This is a genomic window from Shewanella sp. 1180_01 (assembly GCF_052850535.1).
The window spans coordinates 1-2,299 of the sequence record NZ_VXCT01000118.1 but is presented as its reverse complement, the minus strand read 5'-3'; the positions used below and the strand labels follow the sequence as shown (position 1 = coordinate 2,299).

The following is a 2,299-nucleotide window of genomic DNA, read 5'->3' as shown; positions in this document are numbered from 1 at the left end:
AGAAGGACCCGTGATGATAATGGTTCGCATCTACATCGAGTTGATAGTGATTCTCATCACCATAAGGTGTCGCGTTCGGTTTCAATCAAACCGTGAGCATCGGCGAGACACAAAATCCGCCCATCTGAAAATCAAAATTCCTCATAATTGCACATGATCATCGCTCCATTCCTATCCATGCGGGATGACTAATATAGGTAAAGATAACGAGTCTGGCACTCGGTTAAAATGAGCCCAGTCCTAGACAGAAGCAATTCACCTAAAACCGTCTAAAACCGTTTAAAACCTTGGCTTTTACCCTCTTCACCCTATTGCCAACATTTAACACCAAAGCAACAAATGCACGCTATTGCATCCTTCCTTAGGGTTGATGCAATGACTCGTCTGTAGCCCTACTGCTGCTTGGGCTAGAGTGCTCCCAACTTTTTGAGGCTATCTAGGGATTATCTAGGCCGCATCAAAAAACGGTTGAACCATATTGGTGCAACACACTGAACAACACCCATTGAATAGAAACATATCAATAACAATTCAAACTAAGGCAGCATGAGCCTAAAAACGCGTTCAATCACTCAGAAACAGTGTGCAGATCATCCCAGTTCACCTGCTTTTGATGACCAAAAACGGGGAGCGGATAACGCCTTCGCATGATGAGGCCGCGACCGAAACAGTGAGCCGAATAGAAGGATCCATTTGGGCGCCATCAATTCACCCAAAACAGCCAAAAACCTTGCATTTTGCCCAACTCTTCACGCCCTCAAGCGTTAACACGAAAGCAACAAAAGCGAGTCGTTGCATCCTCCTGTAGGGTTGATGCAATGACTCGCCTGTAGCCCTACTGCTACATGGGTTTGAGTGCTCCCAATTTTTTGAGGCTATCTAGGGATTATCTAGGCCGCACCGAAGAACTGTTGAACCCTAATGGTGTAACCCCCCCCTATCGCCACATAACATATCAGTAACAACTGCAACTAAGAAAACGTGTAGAATTCTCACTTGTCATCGTCGCACAGCACGTCTATATCTGCCCTATTTATGCCTGCTGCACCCACAGACATTAGCGAATGCCTGAACGACTAATACATCTGCAGGTAAAGCCGCTGACAAAAACGCAAACATGCACCTTGATGCCAGGCATCAATACCTATGCCCTATCCATCCCCTTATCCCAAGCCAGCGTGAGATTAGCGGACACACCTGCAGGTAAACACACGGCAGGATCATAGGACCAAGCAGAACAACAAGCTTAGGTACCGGCCATCATCGACCACCGGCATTAACGTATTGCTGTTCAGCACTCATGATGCGCTTTGGGATTGGATAACACGCCTGCAGGCGAAAAGAGTACAGTTCAAGAACATGCCGCACTAAGCCTGCAACTGGCCACGATGCCATTGTGATTGGGTAACACGTCTGCAGGTGAAGCCGTAGTCCAAGAACAGGCCGAGCTGTAGCGAGGTCCAGCTCCACTGTTTGTGATTGGAAAATGAAGCTACTTGTTACACGTCACTCTTCAATTTATCCAATTCGTCAGTGTTCAGTATTTTTGGGGTTACACGAGGTAAACCGGAAGAATTAAAAAGAGGAGAGTTTTTATATCTTCCATTGATGCGGTTCGTGACCACGATCCATATAAAGCGGACTAAAACCCCCATAAGTCCACGTTGCTTTGGCTTCGCTTGGCCTAAGGCAGTATCAGTGTTTAAAATTGCAACGTCTGCTCCAAAGTCTTTATCCATTTGCTGCCGGTCTAGGCAGCTGTGAATAAGGCCGATGAATGATGCTTTCCGGCTTGCCATAGTGTTACCAATAGGCGTTCCGCAACATGCAGCATACCAGCGGATCATACCGTTTTCACTGAGTCGTACTGCCGATATAAAATGTTCCCCTTGGTAGAAGAACAGGTGTTGTTGAGACACTTGAACGATCTCAGTTCCGCCTTGTTCATCTAGTACAAAAGGGGCTTTACCAAGAAAATGTGCGAACGCTCTGCAATCCGTGCAATAGCAGATGAGACGATTGGTAGTTCCAATTTTGTTGAGTTGTCCTTTAACAGCACCGCACTTACATTGAATTAGATGCATAGTTATCAACTTTCCTTAGTCAGATTACAAGCAACGCTGTGCTCTTATAACGCCCGCCATCACCCGAGCGAGGTACAAGCGTCGGTTGCATGGCATTGTGTACGCCCAGCATGGGCATGAACTAATGAGGTGAAAGTCCTCTGTAGGAAGATCACCGTTCAATAACATGCTGTTATTAAACGTTAACTACTAGCGAATGGCAAGGGCTTATCCGC

1 protein-coding gene is annotated in these 2,299 nt (G+C 46.4%); it reads right to left on the bottom strand.

Features of this window, described 5'->3' with window-relative positions; genetic code table 11:
- Positions 1-1,499 precede the first annotated feature (1,499 nt).
- Positions 1,500-2,084 (bottom strand): DUF6151 family protein, encoded by a 585-nt coding sequence (locus tag FW758_RS24295; protein WP_311901148.1) that lies wholly within the window; start codon positions 2,082-2,084, stop codon positions 1,500-1,502.
- Positions 2,085-2,299: the final 215 nt, after the last annotated feature.